The following is a 19064-nucleotide window of genomic DNA, read 5'->3' as shown; positions in this document are numbered from 1 at the left end:
TTCGCCGGCTGCGAAGCATGGGCGTCGTCTTGCAAAGGAACGCAGTGCGGCCCGCGCCGCGAACTGCCGACAATCGACGCATGACCTCAGCCACCCTGCGCGGCTCCGACGACGCCGACGGCGCCTCCCCCCACTGGCGCTGGAACCTGGCCGTGTGCGTCGCGGGCTCGTTCTCGACGATCGTCGCGATGACGCTGCTGCTGCCGTTCCTGCCGTTGTACGTCGAGCAGCTGGGCGTGCACGATCCGGCCGCGATCGTCGAGTGGTCGGGCCTCGCGTACGGCGCCACCTTCTTCACGGCGGCCCTGTGCGCGCCGTTGTGGGGACGGCTCGCCGACCGCTACGGCCGCAAGCTGATGCTGATCCGCGCGAGCCTGGGCATGGCGGTGGCGATGTCGCTGATCGGCATGGCCACCAGTGTGTGGCAGCTCGTCGCGCTGCGGCTGCTGGCGGGCCTGCTGGGCGGCTACGCATCGGGGTCGAACGTGCTGGTCGCGACGCAGACGCCCAGGCACCGCACCGGCTGGGCGCTGGGCGTGCTGGCTTCGGGGATCATGGCGGGCAACCTCGCCGGCCCGCTGGTCGGCGGCGCGCTGCCGCCGCTGATCGGCATCCGCGCGACCTTCTGGCTCGCGGGCGCGCTGATCTTCGTGATCTTCCTCGCGACGACCTTCCTCATTCGCGAGGAGCGCCCGACGCGCGCCGCGTCGTCCGGCAAGCCGCCCGGCGCGTGGTCGCTGGTGACCGACAAACGGCGGGTCGTCGCGATGCTGGCCACCGGCATGCTGTTGATGTTCGCGGTGATGTCCATCGAGCCGATCATCACGGTCTACGTGCAGCAGCTGGTGGATGACGCGCGCCGCGTGACGCTGGTGTCGGGCGTGGTGATGTCGGCCTGCGCGCTGGGCAGCATCCTGTCGGCCTCGTGGCTGGGCCGGCTGGCCGACCGCGTCGGGCACTGGAACGTGCTGACCGGCGGGCTCGTGGCGTCGGCGCTGCTGCTGGTCCCGCAGGCCTTCGTCACCGCGGCTTGGCAGCTGATCGCGCTGCGCTTCCTGATGGGACTGGCGCTCGGCGGGCTGCTGCCCTGCGTCACGAGCCTGATCCGCCACAGCGCGCCGGCGCGCGCGACTGGCACGCTGCTGGGCTGGTCGACGTCGTCGCAGTACGTCGGGCAGGTCACCGGGCCGCTGGTCGGCGGCGTGATCGGCGGGCACCTGGGCATGCGCTGGGTGTTCCTCGGCACATGCGTGCTGCTCGCGGCGGGCGCGGCGACCAACTGGCGCGCGGCGCGGGCGAGTCGCGCACGCTGAAAAGAAGAAAGCCCGCTGTCCATTCCTGGAGCGGGCTTCCCGGTGTCGGGCGCCGCGGTGCGGCGTGTCGACGAGCTCAATGTACGGCGCGCGGGGACCCGCCGCGTGTAGGACGAGCGCGCATCTCCGCACGAATCGCGCGACAAATCGCGCGCGGCCGTTGCGCGGTTCCGACGCCGGCGTGCCGCATTGCGCGCGGCGGACGGCCCGGCCGCCCCGGCTTGCGCGCAAAATCGGGTCACCGGTGCCGGAGGGCCCGGGCACCAGGGCGCGCCCATGTCGCCGCCCGCCGTGAGAAAAAGAACGGAACGACCGATGAGACTCCTGTCGCGGCTGCCCTTGCGGGCCTTGCTGACCCTGCCGTATGTGCTGCTGATCCTGGGCACGGCCATCGTGATCGGCGTGCTGTCGTACGCCGCCGGCCGCGACGCGGTCGACAACCTGTCCGGGCAGTTGCTCACGGAAACCGTGCACCGCATCGAACAGGCCGTGGAACGCCACGTCGCGGGCTCCGGCGCGGTGCTGGAGGTCGCGTTCCCCAAGGGCATCCCGGCGCCGCAGTCCATCGCCGACGAACTGCCCGCGCTGCGCGAGCGCTTCTGGCTGGCGACCTCGGTGCACCGCGACCCGAACAACTACGCCTACTACGGCGATCGCCAGGGCCGCTTCATCGGGCTGTGGCGCTCGTCGGAATCGGACGCCGAGCTGCGCCTGCGCACCACCGGCGCGGGCCCGCGCGATCTCTACCACTACAGCGGCATCCTGGGCGACCTCGGCGCGCCGCAGACCGAGCAGCGCGTCTTCGAGCCGCGCGACCGGCCCTGGTACAAGGCCGGCGCGGCCAGCACGCTGCAGACGTGGACGTCGATCTACATCGACTTCAAGCTGCAGCAGCTCGTCGCCACGCGCGCGCGCCGCGTGACGGACCGCAACGGCGCCTTCGCGGGCGTGGTCGCGACCGACCTGTCGCTGCGCCAGGTCACCGAATTCCTGCAGCGCCTCGACCTCAGCCCCAACGCGGTCGCGATGGTGATGGAGAAGGACGGCAACCTGATCGGCGTCTCGCGCGGCGCGCACATGAAGGCGCTGCCCGACGGCACCAACGTGCGCCTCAATGCCGCGCAGAGCACGGACAAGCTGGTCGCGGCCACCTACGCCGCCGTGCGCGGCCTGGCCGACGCGTCCGCCGACAACCTGCCGCACACCACCGTGTTCAACGGCGCCGACGGCGCGCCGGTGCAGGTCGGCTACGCGCGCCTGACCGACGACGCGGGCCTGGACTGGCTCATCATGGTGGCCGTGCCGCGCACGGACTTCCTGCACGGCATCATCGACAACTTCCGCCGCACCGTGCTGCTGGCTGCGGTCGCCGCGATCGTCGTGATGCTCACCGGCATGCTGGTGCTGGCCACCGTCACCCTCGAGCTGCGCCGGCTCGCCAGCGCGGCGCGCCGCGTCGGCGAAGGCAGCACCGTGCCCATGACCGAGTCGACGCGCAAGGACGAACTCGGCGACCTGGCGCGCAGCTTCTCCGAGATGCAGAAACGCCTGCTGACCGATCCGCTGACCGGCCTGGCCAATCGCGACGCGCTGATCCGCCACGTCGAGGATCGCATCGTGCAGCAGCGCCGGCGCGGCGACCCGCGGCCGATCGTGCTGCTGTTCGTCGACATCAACAACTTCAAGCTGGTCAACGATGCGTACGGACACGACGTCGGCGACGCGGTGCTGCAGGAGCTCGCGCGCCGCCTGGCCGGCGCGGTGCGCGCCAACGACATCGTGGCGCGCTACGCGGGCGACGAGTTCCTCGTGATGCTCGATTCGGTCGACCGGCGCGAGGACGCCGAGCGCGTCAGCGCGACGCTGGCCGAGCTCATGGCCCACCCGCTGGGAATGCTGCCCAGCGACGGCACGCAGCCCAGGCTCGGCGCGGCGATCGGCTACGCGCTCTATCCGGAGGACGGGCAGGACGTCGAGACGCTGATCCGCCACGCCGACCAGCAGATGTACCTGCGCAAGCGGCAGAGCTGAGGTCGGCATCGGGATTGCTCAGGAAGGACAAGCCAAGCCGCGCTGAACAGACGCTCAGCGCGGCCGGCCTATCGTGACGCAGCCTTCCGGAGCATGATCGTCGACGCCCCCATCCACACCACCGCCAGCCGCCGCGCCCGCATCCTCGACGCCGCCGCGCGCGCGTTCGCCTCGCACGGCTATCGCGCGAGCAGCCTGCGCGACATCGCCAAGGATGCCGGCTGCTCGCTGACGCTGCTCGATCATCATTTCGGCAGCAAGGCCATGCTGCTCGAGGCGGTCATCAAGGGCCAGCACGAGAACTGCCAGATCCGCCTCGCCCGGCTGAAGGCCCTGCTCGCGCCGGCCGCGACGTTCCAGTTCGAGGCATTCGTCGCGCTGTGGGCGAACTACGAGTTCGACCTCTACGCGACCCGCGAGGGACGGCAATACCTGACGCTGATGCTCAAGCTGTCGGGCGACAACGAGGTCGACGCCGAACTGCGGCGCAACCTCAACTGCTCGGAGTCGCTGGTCGTGCAGGCCTTCGCCCGCGCGCACCCCGCGCTGGACGAGGATGCCCTGCGCGGCGCCTGGTTCGTCGCCAGCGGCGCGCTGTATGCGGCCGTCACGAGCGCCGACGAAATGGGCGACCTCAGCGAGTCGGGCACGACGACCCCGGCGCGCACGCGCGCGATCGCGTTCCTGGTCGACGGCCTGCGGGCGTACTGGCGCGACGCGCCCGGCTGAGGCGGCGCGCCGACGCCTCACATCGGCAACGACGGTGCCGGGTGCTCGACGCGCTCGACCGGCAGCGCGATCGCCGCCGGATCGTCCTGCGTCGTGACGAGCGGCGTCGAACCGGCGAGCGGCTCGTGCAGCACGGTCGGCAAGGCAGGAGCCGACGGCGCGAACTCGAGCAGCATGGCCGCGACGATGTCCGCGTTGCGGTCCCACGAGCGCGCATCGACCAGCGCCCGGGCGCGCGCGCGCCATTCGGCACGGGCCGGAGCCGGCTCGGCCAGCAGGTCGTCGATGGCGGCGACGAAGCCGTCAGCATCTTCGGCGATGCGCACCACGTCGGCATGCAGCGAGACGAGGTCGGGCACGGGTGTGCCCACCACGGGCTTGCCGCCGGCCAGGTATTCGAGCGTCTGCGACGGGTGGAGCAGGCGCGTCGCCTCGCTGCGCGCGAACGGCAGCAGGCAGACGTCCCAGTGCGACATGAGGTGCGGCAAGGCCTCGTGGCGCTGCAGGCCGGCCCAGCGCAGGTTGGGACGCCGCGGCAGCGCCGCCGGATCGCGCCCGACGACCGGGCCGACGATCACGACCTGCCAGCCGGGTCGCCGGTCGGCGATCGCGGCGACGAGCTCGGCATCGAGGCGCTCGTCGACCACGCCGAAGAAGCCCAGGCGCGGACGCGGCATGCCGCGATGCAGTTCGGCGGCGACGCTGCTCTCGACGTCGTCGCCGTCGAGATGCTCCGGCGCGAAGTGCGCGGCGTCGACGGCGCCGGGCAGGCAGTGCAGGTTGGAATGCTGGCCCTGGCGCGACTCGTGCAGCGACGGGCCGCCGGTCAGGACGATGTCGGCGAGCGCCATCAGCGCCTTGTCGCGCGCGGCGAGCCCGGGCAACGCGACGCGCGGCGAGGCGACGTCGTCCATGCAGTCGTAGACGACGGCGCGCGGCTCGAGGTCGGCCACCAGCGGCAACGCCAGCGGCGTGGTCAGCCACACGAGCGGCTCCTGCAGCCCGCGCGAGGCCATGAAATCGGCGATCAGCGGCCGCAGCGCGGCCAGCTGCGAATCGTGGAAGCCTGACGCGAACTCCTTGGTGCGCGGCGTCAGCACCTCGACGCCGTTCTGGTGAGTCGCGCTCATCAGCGCGGGTTCGGCGTCGGCAAACACGGGCTCCTCGACGACGTGGACGTCGAACCAGGCTGCCAGCCGCGTCAGCAAGTGCTGCGGGCGCTGGTGGACGAAGCTCCAGCGCACGTGCGAGAACACGATGAGCGGCGGCCGTGCCGGCCTCGAGAGGGATGGCCGGTCGGGCGTGCACGTCTGCATGTCAGGAACTCCCCAAGGATGGTTGGATGACCGGGGGAGCGCGCGGCAAACATCATGCCTCGGCCGGCGCCGGCGGGGCGGGAGCGCTTATTGCTGGCGAACCTCGATGATCCATCGCCACGCGCTCCGCAAGCGCCGCCCGCCCTCACATCCCGTTGAGCGGGAAGCGTCCCAAGATGTCCTGTCCGCTCGAATCGGCGCCCCGGATGCCGACGTTGGCGAACAGTCCGGGAGCTTCGAAGGCGATGCGCAATGACTCTTGACACCAGGCCCCCGCTCGCGGGCGACGATCTGATCCGCAGCGAGGAGCGCTTTCGCCTGCTGGTCGAGAGCGTGCGCGACTACGCGATCTTCATGCTGGACAAGCAGGGGCACGTGCTGACCTGGAACGCCGGCGCGGAGCGCTTCAAGGGCTATCGCGCCGACGAGATCATCGGCAGCCATTTCTCGCGCTTCTATCCGCCCGAGGCGCTGGCGCGCGGGCTGCCGGCCGAGGAGCTGGAGGTCGCGGCCCGCGAGGGCTCGTTCGAGGACGAGGGCTGGCGCGTGCGCAAGGACGGATCGCTGTTCTGGGCCAACGTCGTCATCACGGCGATGCGCGACGGATCCGGCGAGCTGGTCGGCTACGCCAAGGTCACGCGCGACCTCACGCAGCGGCGCCACCACGAGGAAGAGTTGCGCCAGAGCGAGGAGCGCTTCCGGCTGATGGTCGAGGGCGTGGAGGACTACGCGATCTTCATGCTGGACGTCAACGGCCGCGTCGCGACCTGGAACGTGGGCGCGCAGCGGATCAAGGGCTACGGCGTCGACGAGATCATCGGCCAGCACTTCTCGATCTTCTACCCGCAGGACGCCAAGGACAGCGGCTGGCCCGAGCACGAACTGCGCGTGGCCGCCGAGACCGGCCGCTTCGTGGACACCGGCTGGCGCCTGCGCAAGGACGGCACCGCCTTCTGGGCCAACGTCACGATCACGGCGATGCGCGACGAGTCGGGGCGCCTGATCGGCTTCGCCAAGCTCACGCGCGACATGACGCAGAGCAAGCGCGTCGAGGCCATCGAGACCGCGAACCAGCAGCGCGAGGAGATCCTCGACGCCGAACGCAACGCCCGCATGGCGGCGCAGCGGGCCACGCGCATCAAGGACGAATTCCTCGCCACGCTGTCGCACGAGCTGCGCACGCCGCTCAGCTCGATCCTCGGATGGACGCAGATCCTGCTCAAGGGACTCGGCACCAGCCCCGAGGATCAACGCCGCGCCATCGAGGTCATCGACCGCAATGCGCGCGCGCAGGTGCAGCTGATCGACGACCTGCTCGACCTGAGCCGCATCATGACGGGCAAGATGCGGCTCGACCTGCAGCAGGTCTCGATGCTGGACATCGTGCAGGCCGCCGTCGATTCCGCCACGCCGACGGCCGCGGCCAAGAACATCAAGCTGCGCAGCCTGCTCGATCCGTCGCGCATGATGGTCAACGGCGACGCGGGGCGCCTGCAGCAGGTCATCTGGAACCTGCTGACCAACGCGATCAAGTTCACGCCCAAGGGCGGCCAGGTCCAGGTGCTGCTGCAGCGCGTGAACTCCCACATCGAGCTGAGCGTGGCCGACAACGGCATGGGCATCCCCGAGAGTTTCATCGGCCAGGTGTTCGACCGCTTCTCGCAACGCGACAGCTCGACCACGCGCACGCATGGCGGCCTCGGCCTCGGCCTGGCGATCTGCCGGCAGCTGGTGGAACTGCACGGCGGCATCATCCGCGCGGCGAGTCCCGGCGAGGGACAGGGCTCGACGTTCTTCGTCGAGCTGCCGCTGTCGATCATGCAGGTCGAGACGGAACGCGAGCGCACGCATCCGACAACCGAGGCGAACGAGCCGGACGGCGTCGTGCTGCCCCGGCTCGACGGCGTGCACGCGTTCGTGATCGACGACGAACCCGACGCACGCGAGCTGCTGACGCGCGTGCTTGCGGACCAGGGCGCGGTCGTGGCGTCCTTCGACTCCGCCGCCGCCGCGCTCGCCGCCCTGCGCGGCTCGCGGCCCACCGTCATCGTCAGCGACGTCGGCATGCCGGGCATGGACGGCTACCAGATGATGCGCACGCTGCGGGCGAACGAGCCGCGCGACTCGCGCATCCCCGCGCTCGCGCTGACCGCGTTCGCCCGCGCCGAGGATCGCAAGCGTTCGCTGGTCGCGGGCTTCCAGGCGCACCTGTCCAAGCCCTTCGACGTCGCGGAACTGGTGCTGCTGGTCGCGGACCTGGTGGGCCGATCCTGAGCCGCGTCAGGACGACTTCGTCGTCTTGCCCGCGGGCTTCCTGGCAGGCGCCTTCCTGGCCGCAGCCTTTCTTGCGGGCGCCTTCCTGGCGGCGGCCTTCTTGGCAGGCGCTTTCTTCGCCACAGTCCTTTTCGCAGGAGCCTTCCTGGCCGGTGCCTTCTTGGCCGGTGCCTTCCTGGCGGCGGCCTTCCTGGCAGGCGCCTTCTTCGCGGGCACCTTGGCGCCTTCCTTGCGCGCCTCCGACAACCCGATCGCGATCGCCTGCTTGCGGCTCGTCACCGTCTTGCCCGATCGGCCGCTCTTGAGCGTGCCCTTCTTGCGTTCGTCCATCGCGGCCTCGACCTTGTCGCCGGCCTTCTTGCCATACGTTGCCATACGAGTCTCCTTTGAATGCAAGCGACGGCGCGGCAGCAATCAACATTCCCAGGCCGGCGACGCGAGCGGCGCACAACCGCCCTTTCATCGAGCTGTCGCCAGGGTTTCGTCGCTGAACGCGCGCTGACCGCTCGCTGAATCGACCCTCATGTCGCGCCGGGACACGTCGAAGTCCAGGCCTGCATCACCAACACTCCGCAGGCAGTACATGTTCAGCAAACTCAGGATCGGGCCGCGACTGGCATTGGCGTTCGGCCTCGTGCTGAGCCTGCTCGCGATCATGGCCGGCGTCGCGGCCTGGCAGATGGGCAAGCTCGCGGCCAACACCGCCGAATACGCCACCGACCTCGTGCCGTCGTTCGCGGCGCAGCACCAGGTCAGCCTCGCGCTGTCGTCGGAACGCCGCGCCGAGTTCCGCCACATCCTGTCGGCGGACAAGGCGGAGATGGACAAGGAGCAGGCGCTGATCGTCGGCTTCCGCAAGACGACCGCCGACCTGCTCGACAAGTACGAGAAGGACGATGTCTCCGACGCCGAGGACAAGCGCCGCCTCGACAAGGTGCGCGCCGCGCTCGTGTCGTACTACGCCGTCTGGGAGCAACTGCGTCCGCTGTCGGAGCAGACCAGCACCGATCCGGCCAAGCTGACCCAGGCCGCCGCGATGATGAACGGGGCGTCGGCCAAGGCCTTCGCCAGCATCGACGCCGCCGTGCAGGACTGGTGGGACTACAACGTGCACTTGTCGGACAACGAGACCAGGGCGTCCAGCGAGACCTACGCCAATGCGAAGCTGACGCTGATCGCCATGGTCGTCGCGGCGCTCGCGCTCGGCAGCTTCGCGGCCGTGACGATCACGCGCTCGATCACCGGCCCGATCGGCCGCGCCGTCGAAGTCGCCGCCACGGTGGCCGCCGGCGACCTCAGCTCGCGCATCGTGGTGCGCGGCGAGGACGAGACCGCGCAGCTGCTGCGGGCGCTCTCGCGGATGAACGACAGCCTCGCGCAGATCGTCGGCCAGGTGCGCGCGAGCAGCGAGTCGATCGCCACCGGCTCGGCGCAGATCGCCACCGGCAACGCCGACCTGAGCCAGCGCACCGAGGAGCAGGCGAGCAACCTGCAGCAGACCGCGGCGTCGATGGAGCAGCTCTCGGGCACCGTCCGGACCAGCGCCGAGACCGCCGGCCACGCGAGCGCGCTGGCCGCGGGCGCGTCGGCCGCGGCGGTCAAGGGCGGCGAGGTGGTGGGCACCGTCGTCGACACGATGCAGGACATCGCCGCATCGTCCAGGAAGATCGCCGACATCATCGGCGTCATCGACGGCATCGCGTTCCAGACCAACATCCTGGCGCTGAATGCGGCCGTGGAAGCGGCGCGCGCCGGCGAGCAGGGCCGCGGCTTCGCGGTCGTCGCCAGCGAGGTGCGCAGCCTGGCGAGCCGCTCGGCTGAAGCCGCCAGGCAGATCAAGTCGCTGATCGTCGCAAGCGTCGAGAAGGTGGAGGCCGGCGCGCGCCAGGTCGACATCGCCGGCACGTCGATGGCCGACATCGTCGCGCAGGTGAAGCGCGTGAGCTCGCTGATCACGGAGATCTCGAGCGGCGCGGGCGAGCAGTCCATCGGCATCGGCCAGGTGGGCGACGCCGTCGCCCAGCTCGATCAGGTGACGCAGCAGAACGCCGCGCTGGTGGAGGAAAGCGCCGCGGCCGCCGAGAGCCTGCGCACGCAGGCGGCCAATCTCGCCGAGGCCGTCCGGGTGTTCAAGCTGGCCGAATAGCCCGGGGCCAGGCCGAGGCCTACCGCAAACGGGTGACGGCCACGACGGCGGTCGGGCATTGCCGCCCGGCGGCTGCCTGGCAGCGTAGGATGCGGCAAGCCCTACCCCCGAGTGCCGCATGCCCGATGCCGGAATCACGCTGACCGAAGCACCCGCGACCCCTGCGCATCGACATGCCGCCCTGCTCGTCTGCCTGGCCTTCGCCGCGATCACGGCCCTGTTCGCGCCGTTCGCGTCCACGGCCTGGCCCAATGTGCCGGCCTTCTTCCCGGCCTACCAGACGATCACCGCGTTCTGCTACGCGCTGACGGCCTGGCTGCTGTTCGGCGACTACCGGCACGGTGGCCGGCCGTCGACGCTCGTGCTGGCTGCCGGCGCCCTGTGGACGGCGCTGATCCTGGTCGCGCAGCTGCTGTCGGCACCGGGCATGGTCGGGCCGGCGCGGCTGATCGGCGGCGACCAGACGACGATCCACCTGTGGATGTGGTGGCACCTCGGCCCGCCGCTGTTCGCGCTGCTGTTCGCGGGCGTGCACAAGCGCTTCCCGGGCGGCGCGCCCGACGCCGACGCGCGGCGCACGACGTCGACGCTGACGTTCTCCGGCGCCGCCTTCGCGTTCTTCGGGGTGCTGCTGCTCGTCACGCACTTCCATGACGACCTGCCGGTGCTCAATCACGGCGCCGACTTCTCGCTGATCACCACCACCGGCGTCGCGCCCTTCGTCACGCTGCTCAGCGCGGCGGCGGCGGCCGCGGTGTGGGCCGTGACGCGCGGCGGCACCGTGCTGTCGCTGTGGCTGGTGGTGTCGCTGGTGGCGCTGGTGTTCGACAACCTCGTCACGATGCTGGGCGGCTATCGCAACAGCGTGGGCTGGTACGTCGGCCGCTTCGAGGCGCTCGCGTCCGCGGCCACGCTGCTGATGGCCTACCAGCACCACATCCACGAGATCGCGCGCGCGGCCGCGCAGAGCGCGTCGGCGCTGACGGTGGAACTGGCCGCGCGACAACGCGCGGAGCGCGCGATGCTGCAGGGCCAGAAGCTCGAGGGCCTGGGCCAGCTGACCGGCGGCGTGGCGCACGATTTCGGCAACATCCTGCAGCTGCTCACCAACGAGCTCGAGCTGATCCGTCGACGCGCGCCCGACGACTTCTCGCGCCAGCGCGCCGAATCGGCGCTGCGGGCCACCGCGCGCGGCACCAAGCTGACGCGCCAGCTGCTCACCTTCGCCAAGCGCCAGCCCCTGCACTTCGAGACGGTCGACCTCAACGCCCGCATCAGCGACATCGCCGAGATGACGCGCGGCGCGGTCGGCCTGATGACGCTGGAGCTGGCGCTCGCGCCCGAGCTCTGGCCGATCGTGACCGACGCCAACGAACTCGACTCGGCAATCCTCAACCTGATCATGAACGCGCGCGACGCGATGCCCGATGGCGGCGTGCTGCGCATCGTCACCGCGAACGCGCAGGCCGCGCGCGACGACGGCAGCGTCGCCGACTGCGTGCGCATCGACTTCGTCGATACCGGCACCGGCATGACCCCCGAGGTGCTGGCGCGCGCCTGGGAGCCGTTCTTCACGACCAAGCCGGCCGGCAAGGGAACGGGGCTGGGCCTGTCGACCGTCTACGGCTTCGTCAAGCAGTCGGGCGGCAACGCGACGCTCGAGAGCGCGGCCGGCGCGGGCACCACCGTCTCGCTGACGCTGCCCAAGGGCGCGCCGAGCGCGCTGCGTGGCGACGCGGGGGCGGACGCCGCGCCGCAGGCGAAGATCCTCTCGCTGATCCGGCGCGAGGCGTCGGACTAGTCTTCCGCCAGGCCCAGCGCATCGCGGCCGCCGTCCTTGGCGCGGTACAGCGCGCGGTCGGCGCGCACCATCAGCGCCTTGGCATCGACCTCGACCGAGCCGTCCAGGTAGGCCAGGCCCATGCTGACGGTCACGTCCAGCGTCCTGTCGCCGACGGTCATCGGCACGCGGATCGCCAGCAGCAGCTTGTTGGCGACGGCGACGGCCTCGTCGCGCGCGGCCAGCCCGTCGAGGATGACGACGAACTCGTCGCCGGACAGCCGCGCCGCCACGTCGGTCTCGCGCAGGCTCTGCAGCAGCCGCGCCGCGAACTCCTTGAGCACCGTGTCGCCGACGCCGTGGCCATGGCCGTCGTTGATCGCCTTGAAGTGGTCGATGTCCAGGAAGATCAGCGCCAGCGGGCGCTGCGTGCGCCGATAGCGCGCCAGCGCCTGCTCCAGCAGCTCGTCGAACTGGCGCCGGTTCGCGAGGCCGGTGAGCGTGTCGATGCGCGCCAGCCGCTGCAGTTCCTGCTGCACGTTCTTCAACGCCGTCACGTCGGTGCTGAGCGTGAAGATGCCGTGCACCTTGCCGTCGGGACGCGCGTCCGGGATGTAGACCGTCTGCAGGTTGCGCGGGCCCGACAGCGTCTGCGAGACGACCTCGAACTCGACGCGCTTGCCGGCCAGCGCCGCGCGCAGGTGCTCGCGCCGCGATTCGTAGTGCTCCGCGCCGACCACGTCGACCAGGGGCCGCCCGACCGACTTCGCCAGGTCCACGCCCAGCCACTCGTGGAAGGTTCCGTTCATGAAACGCAGCCGCTCCTCGGCGTCGACGTAGGTGACGAGCATCGGCAGGTTGTCCGTCACCGCGCGCAGCTGGCGCTCGCTGGCCTCGATGCGCTCGCGCGCGCGCTGCGACTCGCTGCGGTCGGTCACCAGGCTGAAGACGCCGGTCACGCGGCCCTGCTCGTCGCGATCGGGCACGTAGTGCACCTCCATGTAGGCGGGCGCGTCCGGCGGATTCATCGTGTTGCTGAAGTCGAACCGGACATCGCGGCCGGCCAGCGCCTCGTCGATGCGTCCGCGCACCCGGTCGAACACCGCGTCGCCGAACACCTCGGCGATGGTCCTGCCCACCGGCGACTCCCCCAGCGCGAACCAGCGCTCGTAGTAGGCATTGGCGAAGGTGTAGCGGTAGTCGCGATCCATGCGCGAGATCAGTCCCGGCATCTGGTTGGCGATCGTGCGGACCAGCGCCTCGCTGCGCGCCAGCGCGAGCTCCGCGCGGTGGCGGTCGGTGATGTCGAGCACCATCAGGAAGAAGCCGTCGACGCTGCCGTCGGCGCGGCGGTCGGGCACGTATTCGGCGAGGAAGTGCGTCTGCGCGTTCTGCTTCCAGCCGGTGCGCTCGAACTTCTGGCGTTCGCCGCGCAGCGCGCCCTCGATGTGCGGCCGCAGTTCGTCGTGCGCGGACTCGCCCAGGAAGTCGCGCATCGTGCGGCCGATCACCTGGTCCGGCGCGACGCCCATGACCTGCACGAAGTGCGCGTTGGCGAAGCGGTAGGTCTGGCTGCGGTCGACATAGGCGAACAGCGCCGGCACGTGGTCGCTGACGGCCTTGAGGCGCGCCTCGCTGGTCTCGAGCCGGGCCTGCGCGCGCCTGGCCTGCGTGACGTCGCGCAGGATGACGTGCGTCTGCCAGTGTCCGCTCGCCTTCTGGTAGCGGGCGACCGCGCATTCGATATGCAAGGGCTCGCGACCGGCGCGCGGCAGCGTCAGCTCGGTGACGGCGGGCGCGGCGCCGTCGGCGATCAGCGCCTCGACGGCGCGGGCGTCGCCGAGCAGCACCTCGCTCGCGCGGTGTCCGGGCAGCGCGTCGGCGTCCAGTCCCGTCATCGCGGCAAAGGCGGCGTTGGCATGCAGCAGCGTGCCCTGTTCGTCGATCACCAGGATGCCGTCGGGCGTGTTCTGCAGGAAGGCCGCGAACTGGCGCCGGCTCGATTGCAGCGCCATGCCGATGCCGCTGATCAGCAGGCTGGTGCAGGCCTGCGCCGTGACGTAGCTCCACAACGCGAGCGAGCCCGAACTCGCGTCGCGCAGCGCGAACGGCCCGAGACCGCGCGCGGTGCCCCAGGCCGCCGCCATCGCCAGCACCAGCACGCCGGTGGACGACGCCACGACCCCGCCGCGCATCGCCAGCAGCGCCAGCACGAGGGTCGGCAGCGCGAGCAGCGGGAAGACGAGCGCCGAGTCCTTGTCGAGAGCGCCCGCGAAGATCGCCAGCCCGCAGGCCAGGACGATCGCCTGCAACGCCATGTTGCCCACGCCGGCGCGCCCGAGGAAGGCCTTGGCGGCGTCGTCGCGGCTCCAGGCGATCAGCGGCACGCCCGCCAGCAGCGCGCCCACCGAGTCGCCCACGAACCAGGCGAGCCAGGCCTGCCCGAAGTGCGCCGACTCGGGCGCGCCGGCCACGCGCAGCCAGGCGACGCCATTGAGCGACGTGACGCACATGCCCAGCGCCACCGCACCGAGGAGGACGGTGACGTCGCGCCGGCGCAGCAGGCGGTCGTCGAAGCCCCCACGCCGCAGCAGCCAGGCCGCCAGCGCGGTGCCCGCCGTGTTGCCCACGCCCACCAGCAGCGAGACCCACAGCGGGCCGCCGACGGACGCGTTGGCCGCGACAGCGCCGACGTACACCGCGAGCGTCATCCCCGCGCCCCAGCGCCGGAACGCCGCCACCGCGATGCCGGTGGGCAGCCACACGAGCGAGATGTGCGTGCCGACGTAGGGGATCAGCAGGCCGAGGCGGGCGGTCAGGTAGTAGCCCGCGGCCACCATCACGAAGCGCACGCCCAACCCCAGCACCGTCGGCTGCGCGCGCGCCGCCGCGTCGGCCCGGGCCGGGGTCATGCGAGCGGCGCTGCTGTCCGAGCTGTCCATGGATCTCGCGGGCCACGATGCGCGGGTCTGCTGCCCGGTGGCGCACGTGTCGATGGGTCTCCTCCAGCCAATGGTAGCGACTGCGCCCCGTCCTGGGCGCGCGGTGTACGAACAAGGCCACACGGCGGTCACCATCGCATCGCAAAATGACCGGATGAAGACGTCCTTCCTCCCTCTCGCGGCCGCGCTGCTGGCCACGACGCTCGCCGGCTGCGCCACGCCGCCGCCGCCGGCCCCCCTCACCGTCAAGATCGTCGCGTTCAACGACTTCCACGGCAACCTGCAGTCGCCGGGCAAGCTCGGCACCAGCACGCAGGCCTCGCAGCGCCCGGCCGTCGGCGGTGCCGATGCGCTGGCCGCCTACGTCGCGCGGCTGAAGGCGCAGAACCCGCGCAACGTGGTGGTCGCCGGCGGCGACCTGGTGGGCGCGTCGCCGCTGGTGTCGGCGCTGTTCTTCGACGAGCCCACGGTGGAGGTTCTCAACCACGTCGGCGTCGACTTCACGTCCGTCGGCAACCACGAGTTCGACAAGGGCGCCGATGCGCTCAAGCGCCTGCAGCACGGCGGCTGCAAGCTCACGCAGGGCATGCCCGACCCGAACAGCTGCAAGGGCCTGGGCTCGGCCGCGCCGGGCACGTTCGACGGCGCGCACTTCCAGTGGCTGGCGGCCAACGTGGTCGAGACGGCCACCGGCCGCACGCTCCTGCCGGCCTACGGCATCAAGTCGTTCGACGGCATCCCCGTCGCCTTCATCGGCATGACCTTGCGCGGCACGCCGGGCATCGTCTCGCCCACCGGCGTGGCCGGGCTCGAGTTCCGCGACGAGGCCGACACCGTCAACGCCCTCGTGCCGCAGCTGCGCGCGCAGGGCGTGGGCGCGATCGTCGTGCTGGTGCACCAGGGCGGCACGCAGCCCGCGAGCGGCGCGAGCGACATCAATGGATGCGACGCCGCGCTGCATGGCGCCGACGGCCGCGAGTCCGACATCGGCGAGATCGTGCGCCGCCTCGACGACGCCGTCGACCTCGTCATCAGCGCCCACACGCACGCCGCCTACAACTGCTCGGCCAACGCCGTGGGCTCGGCGCGCGCGACGGGGCTGCCCAACAGGACGGGCCGCCTCGTGCCGGTGACCAGCGCCAACGCGTTCGGCCGCGTGCTGACCGATATCGACGTGACGCTCGATCCCAAGACGCACCGCGTGCTTGCGGTGTCGCCGACCAACCGGCTGGTCGATCGCGGCGACCCGGACATCGTCAAGGCGATCGACATGTCACCGGCCGTGCGCGACATCGTGCAGGGCTACGCGACGCTCGCGGCGCCACTGGCCGACGGCGTCGTCGGGCGGCTCGCGACCGCGTTGCCGGCCATCGCCAACGACGCCGGCGAGGAGCCCGCCGGCAGCCTGATCGCCGACACCCAGCTGCGCGCCACGCAGCCGCCCGCGCTCGGCGGCGCGCAGATCGCGTTCATGAACAACGACGGCGTGCGCTCGCCCGGCTTCGTGCCGCCCGCGGGCGCGACGGCGCCGTTCGCGCTCACGTACGGCGCGGCGTTCACGGTCCAGCCGTTCGGCAACAGCCTCGTCACGATGACGCTCACGTCCGCGCAGCTGAAGGCGCTGCTCGAACAGCAGTTCACCGGCTGCGGCGGGCAGGTGGTCGACCGGCCGCTGCAGCCGTCCAACGGCCTGCGCGTGGCGTGGAGCGCCGGCGCGCCGGCGTGCGCGAAGATCGTCGATGTCACGTTCACGCCGACCGACGTCACCGCGACGCCGCCCGTGGCCACGGGCCCGGCGGTGGCGATCGTCAAGGACGGCGTCGTGCTGGAGCCGGCACGCGCGTGGCGCGTCACCGTCAACAACTTCCTGGCCGCCGGCGGCGACAGCTTCTCGACGTTGACGGCCGGCACCGGGCGCCTCGGCGGCGCGCAGGACATCGACGCCCTGAGGGCCTACATGGCCTCGACGCTGGCGCCCGACGCGCCGTACGACCCGAGCCTGCCCGCGCTGGGCGAACCGCGCATCGTGCGCAAGCCGTGAGCGGTCAGGCGGCGTAGTAGGCGAGGAACAGGTCGACCGTCGCCGCCGCCAGCTTCTTCTGCGCGGCGGCCGTGAGCCGCGGCTGGCCCATCGCCACCTGCGGCCAGAACGCGACGCCCTTGACCAGGCTCTCGAGCTGCTTGACGGCCTGGGCCGCATCGCCCGCCTTCAGCGCGCCGTGCTTCTGCGCGGCGCGCATCCAGTCGAGCATGCCGCCGTCCTTCTCGCCGATCCGCGCCACCATCTCCTGCGCGCGTTCGGGCGAATGCAGGCCGGCGGCGATCGCGACGCGCGCGAGCGCGAGGAAGTTGTCGTCGCCCAGCATCGCGAGCTTTCCTTGCAGCAGCTCCAGCAGCTGGTCGCGCACGGGGCGCGCCGGCTCGTAGGCGCGCTGCAGCTCGCTCGCGCTGCTCTCCCACAGCACGTGCAGGATCGCCGCGAACAGCTCGTCCTTGCTCGGGAAGTGGTTGTAGAGCGTGCGCTTGGAGACCTCGGCGCGCGCGGCCACCTTGTCGACGCTTGTCGCCTCGAAGCCGTTGGCGCGGAACTCGACGATCGCCGCCTGGACGATGGCGTCGCGCTTGCGATCGGTGAGGCGCGTGGTCTCTGTCATGACGAAATTTTACACCAGGCAGTTTACTTTTTGGCGGATCGGCCCTACACTGAAAACTACACGGTGCAGTTTACTTTCTGATTTCTTACCAGCCGCACCGAATGTGACAGCGAAAGTGACCCTGCCATGACCTGCCTTTCCTCGCGCGACCGCCAAGTGCCCACCACCGAAGCCATCCCGTCGCCGCAGCGCCGCGACGGCAAGTTCCGCAACGTCGCCCCGCGCGAACGACCCGGGCTGGGCAAGACGTTCTCCATCGCCTGGCGCGTGCTGACGCAGAAGCCGCGGACGACCGTGCCGCGCGCGCCGATCCCGGTGCAGGCGCTGGACGCGGCCACGCTCGCCGCCGCGCCGGACGCGAGCCTGTTCCGCCTCGGCCATTCGACGCTGCTGCTGAAGCTGGCCGGCGAGTTCTGGCTGACCGACCCGGTGTTCTCCGAGCGCGCGTCGCCAGTGCAATGGGCCGGCCCGAAGCGCTTCCACGCGCCGCCGATCTCGATCGCCGACCTGCCGCCCATCAAGGGCGTGATCCTGTCGCACGACCACTACGACCACCTCGACCACGCCGCCGTGCTCGAGCTCGCGCCCAAGGTGGAGACGTTCATCACCCCGCTGGGCGTCGGCGACCGCCTGATCGCCTGGGGCGTGCCGGCCGCCAAGGTGCGCCAGCTCGACTGGTGGCAGCAGACGTCGCTCGCCGGCGTCCGTCTCGTCGCCACGCCCGCGCAGCACTTCTCGGGGCGCGGCCTGTCCGACGGCAACTCGACGCTGTGGGCCTCGTGGGTGATCCTGGCCGGAGACCTGCGGGTGTTCTTCAGCGGCGACACCGGCTACCACGCCGACTTCAGGACCATCGGCGAGCGCTTCGGCCCGTTCGACGTCACGTTCATGGAGACGGGCGCCTATGATGCCCAATGGCCCGACGTCCACATGCAACCCGAGCAGACGCTGCAGGCGCACCTCGACCTGCGCGGCCACTGGCTGATGCCGCTGCACAACGGCACCTTCGACCTCGCGATGCACGCCTGGCACGAGCCCTTCGACCGCATCCTCGCGCTGGCGCAGGCGCGCGGGGTGCCGCTCGCGACGCCGGCGATGGGCGAACGCCTGTCGCTCGCGCAGCCGCAGGCGGGCGAGCGCTGGTGGCAGGCAGTCGAGCATGCGACTGCAGCCGACGCCGCCGCGCAGGCCGCCTGAGCAGGCCATGAGCATCTCCGTCATCATCACGGGCGCCACCGGCATGGTCGGCGAAGGCGTCCTGCTCGAATGCGTGGCCGACGCGCGCGTCTCGCGCGTGCTGGTCATCAACCGCAAGCCCTCGGGCGTCGTGCACCCGAAGCTGGTCGAGCTCGTCCACTCGGACTTCTCCGACCTCTCGCCGATCCAGTCGCAGCTCGCCGGCTACGACGCGTGCTTCTTCTGCCTGGGCGTGTCGTCGCTGGGCATGAGCGAGGCCGAGTACAAGCGCGTCACCTACGACCTCACCGTCAACATGGGCCGCACGCTGGCGCGCCTGAATCCGCAGACAACGTTCTGCTACGTCACCGGCGCCGGCACCGATTCCACCGAGCACGGCAAGACGATGTGGGCGCGCGTCAAGGGCGCCACCGAGAACGAGCTGCTGCGGCTGTTCCCGCGCGGCGTGATGTTCCGCCCCGGGATGATGCGCGCGACGCCCGGGCAGAAGAACCTCAAGGGCTGGTACCACGCGCTCGCGTGGATCTACCCGGTCGGCCGCGCGCTGTGGCCGGCGGCGTTCTGCACCTTGCAGGAAGTCGGCCAGGCGATGATCAACGCCGCGGTCGCCGGTTCGCCGAAGCGCGTGCTCGAGGTCAAGGACATCGTCGCGCTCGCGCACGCACCGCGAAACTGAGCCGCG

Annotated in this window: 13 protein-coding genes; 9 read left to right on the top strand and 4 right to left on the bottom strand. The window is 71.1% G+C overall.

Going from position 1 to position 19064, the window contains the following annotated elements; translation table 11 throughout:
* The first annotated feature begins 80 nt into the window (after window positions 1-80).
* From LPC04_RS19390 to LPC04_RS19380, 3 genes are all read left to right on the top strand, one after another.
* The gene (locus tag LPC04_RS19390; RefSeq protein ID WP_275683923.1) at window positions 81-1313 is read left to right on the top strand and encodes an MFS transporter; all 1233 of its coding nucleotides are present in this window, start codon (window positions 81-83) and stop codon (window positions 1311-1313) included.
* A 315-nt stretch (window positions 1314-1628) separates the two neighbouring features.
* Window positions 1629-3344: a bifunctional diguanylate cyclase/phosphodiesterase gene (locus tag LPC04_RS19385; RefSeq protein ID WP_275683922.1), complete on the top strand. Its 1716-nt coding sequence runs from the start codon at window positions 1629-1631 to the stop codon at window positions 3342-3344.
* Between the two features lie 93 nt (window positions 3345-3437).
* Window positions 3438-4073: a TetR/AcrR family transcriptional regulator gene (locus tag LPC04_RS19380; RefSeq protein WP_275683921.1), complete on the top strand. Its 636-nt coding sequence runs from the start codon at window positions 3438-3440 to the stop codon at window positions 4071-4073.
* A gap of 17 nt (window positions 4074-4090) precedes the next feature.
* On the opposite strand, the gene LPC04_RS19375 is transcribed toward LPC04_RS19380, so the two are convergent.
* Window positions 4091-5389, bottom strand: a complete 1299-nt coding sequence (locus tag LPC04_RS19375) for a glycosyltransferase (protein WP_275683920.1) — start codon at window positions 5387-5389, stop codon at window positions 4091-4093.
* A gap of 252 nt (window positions 5390-5641) precedes the next feature.
* Here LPC04_RS19375 and LPC04_RS19370 point away from each other — a divergent pair, with 252 nt between their 5' ends.
* Window positions 5642-7663, top strand: coding sequence for a PAS domain-containing hybrid sensor histidine kinase/response regulator (locus LPC04_RS19370; protein WP_275683919.1), 2022 nt, complete (start codon window positions 5642-5644; stop codon window positions 7661-7663).
* A gap of 6 nt (window positions 7664-7669) precedes the next feature.
* Here LPC04_RS19370 and LPC04_RS19365 read toward each other — a convergent pair whose 3' ends face one another.
* Window positions 7670-8038, bottom strand: a complete 369-nt coding sequence (locus LPC04_RS19365) for a DUF6496 domain-containing protein (RefSeq protein WP_275683918.1) — start codon at window positions 8036-8038, stop codon at window positions 7670-7672.
* A 208-nt stretch (window positions 8039-8246) separates the two neighbouring features.
* Between LPC04_RS19365 and LPC04_RS19360 the strand changes: the two genes are divergently transcribed.
* On the top strand, window positions 8247-9809 hold the full coding sequence (locus tag LPC04_RS19360) for a methyl-accepting chemotaxis protein (RefSeq protein WP_275683917.1): 1563 nt from the start codon (window positions 8247-8249) through the stop codon (window positions 9807-9809).
* Between the two features lie 118 nt (window positions 9810-9927).
* Window positions 9928-11610: an MASE4 domain-containing protein gene (locus tag LPC04_RS19355; RefSeq protein ID WP_275683916.1), complete on the top strand. Its 1683-nt coding sequence runs from the start codon at window positions 9928-9930 to the stop codon at window positions 11608-11610.
* Here LPC04_RS19355 and LPC04_RS19350 read toward each other — a convergent pair.
* A complete protein-coding gene (locus LPC04_RS19350; protein ID WP_275683915.1) occupies window positions 11607-14531 on the bottom strand; it encodes a sensor domain-containing diguanylate cyclase in 2925 nt (974 codons plus the stop codon). The two genes, LPC04_RS19355 and LPC04_RS19350, sit on opposite strands and share 4 nt — an antisense overlap.
* Window positions 14532-14685: 154 nt before the next feature.
* On the opposite strand from LPC04_RS19350, the gene LPC04_RS19345 reads away from it, so the two are divergent.
* Window positions 14686-16572: a bifunctional metallophosphatase/5'-nucleotidase gene (locus LPC04_RS19345; RefSeq protein ID WP_275683914.1), complete on the top strand. Its 1887-nt coding sequence runs from the start codon at window positions 14686-14688 to the stop codon at window positions 16570-16572.
* A gap of 4 nt (window positions 16573-16576) precedes the next feature.
* Here LPC04_RS19345 and LPC04_RS19340 read toward each other — a convergent pair whose 3' ends face one another.
* Entirely contained in the window at window positions 16577-17185 is a 609-nt protein-coding gene (locus LPC04_RS19340) for a TetR/AcrR family transcriptional regulator (RefSeq protein WP_275683913.1), read from the bottom strand.
* A gap of 126 nt (window positions 17186-17311) precedes the next feature.
* Between LPC04_RS19340 and LPC04_RS19335 the strand changes: the two genes are divergently transcribed.
* Entirely contained in the window at window positions 17312-18382 is a 1071-nt protein-coding gene (locus LPC04_RS19335) for an MBL fold metallo-hydrolase (RefSeq protein WP_275683912.1), read from the top strand.
* Window positions 18383-18389: 7 nt separating this feature from the next.
* Window positions 18390-19058, top strand: coding sequence for an NAD-dependent epimerase/dehydratase family protein (locus LPC04_RS19330; RefSeq protein ID WP_338055450.1), 669 nt, complete (start codon window positions 18390-18392; stop codon window positions 19056-19058).
* Window positions 19059-19064 lie beyond the last annotated feature (6 nt).

This window comes from Scleromatobacter humisilvae (assembly GCF_023231945.1).
Lineage (GTDB): Bacteria > Pseudomonadota > Gammaproteobacteria > Burkholderiales > Burkholderiaceae_C > Scleromatobacter > Scleromatobacter humisilvae.
This window is presented reverse-complemented; position numbering and strand designations above follow the sequence as displayed.

Excerpts from the sequence above, each read along its gene's own strand:
- LPC04_RS19390 (WP_275683923.1), top strand. The coding sequence starts at position 81 with ATGACCTCAGCCACCCTGCGCGGCTCCGACGACGCCGACGGCGCCTCC.
- LPC04_RS19385 (WP_275683922.1), top strand. The coding sequence starts at position 1,629 with ATGAGACTCCTGTCGCGGCTGCCCTTGCGGGCCTTGCTGACCCTGCCG.
- LPC04_RS19380 (WP_275683921.1), top strand. The coding sequence starts at position 3,438 with ATGATCGTCGACGCCCCCATCCACACCACCGCCAGCCGCCGCGCCCGC.
- LPC04_RS19375 (WP_275683920.1), bottom strand. The coding sequence starts at position 5,389 with ATGCAGACGTGCACGCCCGACCGGCCATCCCTCTCGAGGCCGGCACGG.
- LPC04_RS19370 (WP_275683919.1), top strand. The coding sequence starts at position 5,642 with ATGACTCTTGACACCAGGCCCCCGCTCGCGGGCGACGATCTGATCCGC.
- LPC04_RS19365 (WP_275683918.1), bottom strand. The coding sequence starts at position 8,038 with ATGGCAACGTATGGCAAGAAGGCCGGCGACAAGGTCGAGGCCGCGATG.
- LPC04_RS19360 (WP_275683917.1), top strand. The coding sequence starts at position 8,247 with ATGTTCAGCAAACTCAGGATCGGGCCGCGACTGGCATTGGCGTTCGGC.
- LPC04_RS19355 (WP_275683916.1), top strand. The coding sequence starts at position 9,928 with ATGCCCGATGCCGGAATCACGCTGACCGAAGCACCCGCGACCCCTGCG.
- LPC04_RS19350 (WP_275683915.1), bottom strand. The coding sequence starts at position 14,531 with ATGGACAGCTCGGACAGCAGCGCCGCTCGCATGACCCCGGCCCGGGCC.
- LPC04_RS19345 (WP_275683914.1), top strand. The coding sequence starts at position 14,686 with ATGAAGACGTCCTTCCTCCCTCTCGCGGCCGCGCTGCTGGCCACGACG.
- LPC04_RS19340 (WP_275683913.1), bottom strand. The coding sequence starts at position 17,185 with ATGACAGAGACCACGCGCCTCACCGATCGCAAGCGCGACGCCATCGTC.
- LPC04_RS19335 (WP_275683912.1), top strand. The coding sequence starts at position 17,312 with ATGACCTGCCTTTCCTCGCGCGACCGCCAAGTGCCCACCACCGAAGCC.
- LPC04_RS19330 (WP_338055450.1), top strand. The coding sequence starts at position 18,390 with ATGAGCATCTCCGTCATCATCACGGGCGCCACCGGCATGGTCGGCGAA.